Raw genomic sequence first — 6,171 nt, 5'->3', positions numbered from 1 at the left:
TCTTACTCTCCGCGAGAATGGTCTGCTGCCCAGGCGCGCCACAACTGGGCGTAGCGCCCACCCGCCGCGACCAGGTCATGGTGGCTTCCCTCTTCGACGACCCTGCCGTGGGCCATCACGATCACCCGGTCCGCCGTCGCGGCCTGGGTGAGTCGGTGCGCGATGATCAGGGTGGTGCGGCCCGCGGTGACCGCGGCGGCAGCACGCTCCAACTCGCGCGCACCCTGGCTTCCCGCCTCGGCGGTCGCCTCGTCCAGGATCGCGACGGTCGGGTCCGCGAGCATCAGCCGGGCCAGCGCAAGTTGTTGCGCCTGAGCCGATGTCAGCTCGTGGCCGCCTTCGCCGACGACGGTGTCGAGCCCGTCCTCGAGTGCCGCGACCCACTCGTCGGCGCCGACCGCGCGCAGCGCGTCGTGCACCTGCTCCTCGGTGGCGTCGGCCTTCGCCAATCGCAGATCGTCGACCAGCGCGCCTGCGAAGACGTGTACCTCTTGGCTGACGATGGCGATGTGCCGACGGCGCTGTTCGGGCGTCAGACTGGCCACGTCGACGCCGCCGACGCGTACGACCCCCCGCTGTGGTGTCAGTGCGCCTGCGGCGATACCGGCGACCGTCGACTTGCCGGCCCCGGTGGAACCGACCAGCGCCACTCGGCGTCCCGGCTCGAGCCGGATGCTGACGCCGTGCACGACGGTGTGTTCACCGTCGTAGCTGTAGTGCAGGTCCTCGAGGTCGAGGGACGCGTCGCGCGGATCGGAACCGACTGCGGCCGTCGGTCTCTCAGCCTGGTGGGGCATGGTGACCAAACCGACCAGCCGGGCCAGGCTCGCGCCGGCGTCCTGAGCCTCGTCGAAGGTGAAGAGCAGCTCGCTGATCGGGCTGAACAGTCGATGGAACAGCAGCGCCGCGGCCGTCGTCTGACCGACCGTGCCGTCGCCGGTCTTCACCAGCCAGAACCCCGTCACCAAGATGACGGTCAGCCCGATGAACTCGGCGCGGTTGATGCGTCCGACGAAGCGCGTGAAGAGGGTGAACACGGCGAGCGAGATGTCGCGGACCCGCGCGGAGGCGGTCTCGATCGCGGATTGGTGCTCGACGTGCATGTCGTAGGCGTGGACCGTAGCCGATCCAATCATGCTCTCCATCAACACCTGTGAGCGTTCGGCGATGGCCCGGCGCTCCTCGGCGTATCGGGGTGCCGACCGTGGGAGGTACCAGCGCAGCGCCAACACGTACAGCGGGACGGCGACCGCCCCGGCCAGGCCGAGACGCCAGTCCAGGCCGACCATGGCGACCAACGAGAGTGCGGCCAACAGGATCGACGCGTACATCGTCGGGATGACGTCCGTGACAGCCTTGCCGATCGTCGCGACGTCGGTGCTGACGCGGGACAGCACGTCGCCTCGCCCGACGCGTTCCACCGTCGCCGTCGGCAGCGACAGTGCGCGTTCGACCCCGGCTTCGCGCAGATCGGCGAGCGCGATGGCGCCGAGCCTGCCGATGAAGTAGTTCGACAGTCCGCTGGCCAGGCCGCCGACCACGGCGGCGGTGGTGACGATGACCGCGATCGTGACGATCACCGACGGCGGTGAGCCGTCGATGATGCGGTCGACGAGCACGCCGAGTACGTACACGGGCAGCACCGCCGTGGCGGCGGCGACCAGCCCGACGACGAGCGTCAGCAGCCCAGAGCCGGCGCGGCTCCTGAGCTCGCGGCGCAACCAGGTCCAGGTCTCGCGACCGGTGGCGACGGGAAGGATGTCGTGCTCTGCAACCGCAGTCGTCATCGCAAGACCGCCCGCTGGTAGTCCTGGCGTTCCATCAGCTCCACGTGTGATCCCGTCGCCACTACCCGACCTCCGTCGATGAGCACGACCCTGTCCGTCGCCGCGAGCAGCGCGGGGCTGCACGTCACGATCAGCGTCGTGAAGTTCCGAGTGTCCGCACCGTGTCGCATCTCCGTGATGCCCTGGGCCACCGCGCTTTCGGTGACCGCGTCCACCGCGGTCGTCGGTTCGTGCAGGACCAGGACGGGTGCGCGCCGCAGCAGTGCTCTGGCAAGCGTCAGCCTCTGACGCTGTCCGCCCGACAGACTCGCGCCGCGCTCGGTGACGCCGTGGTCGAGACCCTCGCCGTGCACCTCGACCACGTCGACGGCACAGGACGACCGCAGCGCGGCGTCCAATTCACGGCCGTCGGCGACGTCGTCGCCGGTGAGCAGGTTCGACCGCAGCGATCCGGTGAAGAGGTCGGTTTTGTGCGGCTCCACTAGCAGCGCTCGGTGTGACTCCGTGAGGTCGAGGTCCTCTAGTTTCACCCCGCCCACCCGGACCTCCCCGCTGTACTCCCCCGGCACCAGTTGCCCGGAAAGAACTTTGACGAGGGCGTCTGCGTCGGCGGACTGGGCGGCGACGACGCCCACCATGGCTCCGGCCGCGACCGACAGGGTGGTGCCGTCGAGCGGCCCGTGCCGGACGTCGACGACGTCGAGCGAGTACGGCGCGGAGTCGAGGCGTGTCGACCCCGGGGTCAACGCGACCGGCGCATCCTCCACCCAGCCGACGCGCACGGCGGATGCGCGGGCTTCCGCGACCCAGCTGGGCACCTCGGCCATGGTGTTGAACGGTTCGAGTAGGAACTGGGCCAGCCCGATGACGGTGATCAACTCGCCGATGGAGATTTCGCCGCGCAGCGCGAACCACCCTGCGGTGACGGCGACTCCGACAGCGAGCAGTGAGCTCATGGCGGTGGAGACGCCGATGTAGACGCCCTGCGAGCGGGTGGCCCGGATGGTGGCGGCCAATGCCTCCTGGCTGACCGTGCGGTAGCGCTCGGTGGCCGCGTCCTCGGCGCCGATGCCGCGCAGGGGTCGCAGTCCGGCGATCAGATCCGCCGACATCGCCGTCGCCTTGCCCGCGAGTTCCTGTTGGTCGGCTACTCGTCGGGTGATCACCGGTCCACCAAAGTGCAACAGGTACAGGATGACCGGGGTGCCGATCAGCACGACCAGACCCAATGGCACGTCGATGGTGAGCAGCACTCCCGCGCACACCACGATCGCGGTGATCGAACCGGCGATCCGAGGTACGTAGTCGAGCAGGTACGACGTCTCGTCGGCGTCGGTGCCCGCGATCGAGAGCAATTCGCCGCTGCGCAGCGGCGTCCGCAACCGGAAGGGGTGCAGGATCCGCAGGGACAGCTCGACCCGCAGCTGATGGCCTTCGGTGGCGATGGCGCGCATCAGATGTCTCGCGCCGGCCTGGTAGCAGAACGTCAGCAGCAGGAACAGTGCCGCGAGGACCGCGATCCACACCACCAGCTGGCCGACGTCACCGGTCTCGACGGCACGGCCGATGACCACGCCGATCATCACGGGGACCATGGCCTCGCACAGCTGGTGACCACAGATCAGCAGCGATCCGACGGTGAGCAGCCGGGCATTGCGGGTGACGGTTCGTCGCAGGATCGCGTTGCCCGTTCGCGCTTCCTCAGCCTTCGTCGACGAATCCGTGGTCGTCTCTACGATGTCGAGTCAGCTCCTGGCGACGCCGCCGCCATCCGCAGCTGCAGGCTCTTGGGACGCATGTCCGTCCAGTTCTCGTCGACGTAGTCGAGGCAGGCCTGTCGGCTCGCCCCACCGTCGGCGCCGAACGCAATCGTCCAGCCACCCGGCACTTGCTTGAACGTCGGCCACAGCGAGTGCTGGTCCTCGCTGTTGACGAGGACGTAGAAGTTGGCCGTCTCGTCGTCAAATGGATTGCCCGACATGCGCTCTCCTCAATACTGGCTTGGGTACCTTCACGGCGCTGTACGCACTCTGGGCGCGACCGCCTGAACCACGCAACTCTATCAAAGGTTAGGCTAGCCAAATCTAGGCACATACGGGAGGCGGCACATGCGGGTAGCAACGTTCGGATACCAAACCTGGGGCCACAAGACCCTGGAAGCGCTCATCAAGTCAAATCACGACGTCGTCTTGGCGGTTACACATCCGCCGAGTGATCAGCCGTACGAGTCGATTTGGGCGGATTCCGTCGAAGAACTGGCGCGTGACCACGGCATTCCGGTGCATCTGGCACAGCGGCCCGACGACGAGCTGATCCAGCGCGTCGCGGCCGCCAAACCCGACATCATCGTCGCCAACAACTGGCGGACCTGGCTGCCGAGGGAGCTGTTCGACCTGCCGCCGCACGGCACCCTGAATCTGCACGATTCCCTGTTGCCGAAGTTCACCGGATTCTCCCCGGTCATCTGGGCGATGATCAGCGGCGCAACGGAAGTCGGGCTGACGGCTCACCGCATGGACGACGAACTCGACACCGGCGACATCGTGCTCCAGCGGTCCATTCCGATCGGGCCGAAGGACACCGGGACCTCCCTGGTGCGTGCCACCATCGAGCTCATTCCCGACGTGCTGATCGAATCGCTGGACCTCATCGAGCAGGGCACCGCCATCTGGACACCCCAGAACCTCGACGAGCGCACCTTCTTCCACAAGCGTTCGGCGCGGGACAGCATCGTCGACTGGCGTTGGACCGCAGAGGACTTGGACCGTTTCGTCCGCGCGCTGTCCGATCCCTACCCGAACGCCGTCACGTACTGGCGGGGCCAGCGGATTCGCATTCTGCGCGCCTCGGTGTCGCGGTGCTGCTACGGCGGCACCCCGGGCCGGGTGTTCATCGCCGAAGGTGACGGGATGGTCATCGTCGCGGGCCCGAACGCGCACCGAGGTGACGCGCCCGGGCTCGTCGTCGAGGCTGTTCGCCTCGACGACGGCACCGAGCTGCCCGCGCTGGAGTTCTTCGGGCGCGGCGGCGGCTACCTCACCGACCAGCCCTAGCTGGTCGAGGAGGAGCCGACGATCCGTCGCCGCGACGGCCCGAAAACCGGGTCGTTGGCGATGGATTCGACGATTTCACCGCAGCGCACGGCGATGTTGGAGATCAGCGACGAGCTGAGACCGTGCGTGTGCTCGGTACCGCCCTGCAGGTAGATCGCCCCCGACACGTCGCGCGCCGTCCGCAGTCGGTAGTCGCGCTCGACCCCGGGTCCGTCGGCGGCGAACACCTCCGGGTCGCATAGATCGCCGAGGATGTCCGGCAGGGACATCGGAGCGAAGCCGGTGGCGTAGACCACCGCGTCGCAGTCCAGCGTCTCGAGCGTCTTGGTCGGGTGATGCTCGACGACCACGCGTACCCCGCGCTCGTCCTCTGTTGCCGACGTGATGCCCGAGGCACCGTGGAAGTACAGCCGGCGATTGCCCGCCACCCGCTCTGCGTACTCCCTCGCGTAGAGCGCTTCGATCAGAGGAAGGTCGACACACGAATAGTTGGTGGCGCGGTGGTAGTCGAGCAGCCGCTGGCGCACCGTCGGCTCGGCGGTGTAGAAGTCGTCGACCGCCGCGGGATCGAAAACCCGGTTGGCATAGGGACTGTCGTCGGCCGGGCTGAATCCGTACTTCGCGAATACCCCGTGCACCTCGGCGTCTGGATAGGTCGTGTGCAGGTAGTCGGTGACCTCCGCGGCGCTCTGTCCGGCTCCCACGACGACGAAGCGCCGGTGCGTGATCGACGGCAGCTTCTTCAGCTTGTCGAGCACCTCGTGGTTGTGGAACTGACGCGGCGTCTCGGTGACCCCACCCGGCAGCTGCGGCCGAAGCCCGCCGGCCAGGACCACCGCACGTGCGCGCAGCGTCCCGCCGGCGGCGCCTTCGAGGTCGACGGCCAGGCAGTCACCCTCGTCGCGGACGGCGACCGCCCTGGTGCCGTAGTGCACCTTCGCGGCCACGCGGGTGGCCGCCCACTCCAGGTAGTCGTGGAATTCCAACCGCGTCGGGAAGAACGTCTGATGGTTGATGAACTCGTTGAGCCTGCCGCGCTCGGTCAGATAGCTCAGGAACGTGTACTGGCTTCGGACGTTGCGCTGGCTCGCGAGATCCTTCAGGAACGAGATCTGCATCGTCGTGCCCGGAATCAACATGCCGGTGTGCCAACCGAATTCAGCCTTTGATTCGACGAACTCGGCGGTGATCGTCTCTCCGTCGCCGCACGTCTCGTTGTGCTCCTCGACGGCGATGGCCAAGCCGAGATTCGACGGTCCGAAGCCGACGCCGACGACACCGAGGACGTCGTCGTCGGTGCGTGCTCGGTGATTTCCGTTCACGGTCATGGT

Annotated in this window: 5 protein-coding genes; 1 reads left to right on the top strand and 4 read right to left on the bottom strand. The window is 67.6% G+C overall.

Annotated features, from left to right (window positions below):
- Window positions 1-2: 2 nt before the first annotated feature.
- Genes ASD37_RS24660 through ASD37_RS24650 form a run of 3 tightly spaced genes read right to left on the bottom strand, consistent with a single transcriptional unit; the run spans window position 3 to window position 3,768 of the window.
- On the bottom strand, window positions 3-1,787 hold the full coding sequence (locus ASD37_RS24660) for an ABC transporter ATP-binding protein (RefSeq protein ID WP_056557860.1): 1,785 nt from the start codon (window positions 1,785-1,787) through the stop codon (window positions 3-5).
- Complete coding sequence (locus tag ASD37_RS24655; RefSeq protein WP_056557858.1) at window positions 1,784-3,526, bottom strand: ABC transporter ATP-binding protein; 1,743 nt, start codon at window positions 3,524-3,526, stop codon at window positions 1,784-1,786. Before ASD37_RS24655 ends, ASD37_RS24660 begins: the two co-directional genes overlap by 4 nt.
- Window positions 3,520-3,768 (bottom strand): MbtH family protein, encoded by a 249-nt coding sequence (locus tag ASD37_RS24650; RefSeq protein ID WP_056557856.1) that lies wholly within the window; start codon window positions 3,766-3,768, stop codon window positions 3,520-3,522. Before ASD37_RS24650 ends, ASD37_RS24655 begins: the two co-directional genes overlap by 7 nt.
- Before the next feature lie 127 nt (window positions 3,769-3,895).
- Between ASD37_RS24650 and ASD37_RS24645 the strand changes: the two genes are divergently transcribed.
- Complete coding sequence (locus ASD37_RS24645) at window positions 3,896-4,840, top strand: methionyl-tRNA formyltransferase (protein WP_056557853.1); 945 nt, start codon at window positions 3,896-3,898, stop codon at window positions 4,838-4,840.
- Here ASD37_RS24645 and ASD37_RS24640 read toward each other — a convergent pair.
- Entirely contained in the window at window positions 4,837-6,168 is a 1,332-nt protein-coding gene (locus tag ASD37_RS24640; protein WP_056558274.1) for a lysine N(6)-hydroxylase/L-ornithine N(5)-oxygenase family protein, read from the bottom strand. The two genes, ASD37_RS24645 and ASD37_RS24640, sit on opposite strands and share 4 nt — an antisense overlap.
- Window positions 6,169-6,171: the final 3 nt, after the last annotated feature.

This window comes from Mycobacterium sp. Root135 (assembly GCF_001426545.1).
Taxonomy (GTDB): Bacteria; Actinomycetota; Actinomycetes; order Mycobacteriales; family Mycobacteriaceae; genus Mycobacterium.
The sequence above is the reverse complement of the archived record's forward strand: the minus strand, read 5'-3'. Positions and strand labels throughout refer to the sequence as shown.

Excerpts from the sequence above, each read along its gene's own strand:
- ASD37_RS24660 (WP_056557860.1), bottom strand. The coding sequence starts at position 1,787 with ATGACGACTGCGGTTGCAGAGCACGACATCCTTCCCGTCGCCACCGGT.
- ASD37_RS24650 (WP_056557856.1), bottom strand. The coding sequence starts at position 3,768 with ATGTCGGGCAATCCATTTGACGACGAGACGGCCAACTTCTACGTCCTC.
- ASD37_RS24645 (WP_056557853.1), top strand. The coding sequence starts at position 3,896 with ATGCGGGTAGCAACGTTCGGATACCAAACCTGGGGCCACAAGACCCTG.
- ASD37_RS24640 (WP_056558274.1), bottom strand. The coding sequence starts at position 6,168 with ATGACCGTGAACGGAAATCACCGAGCACGCACCGACGACGACGTCCTC.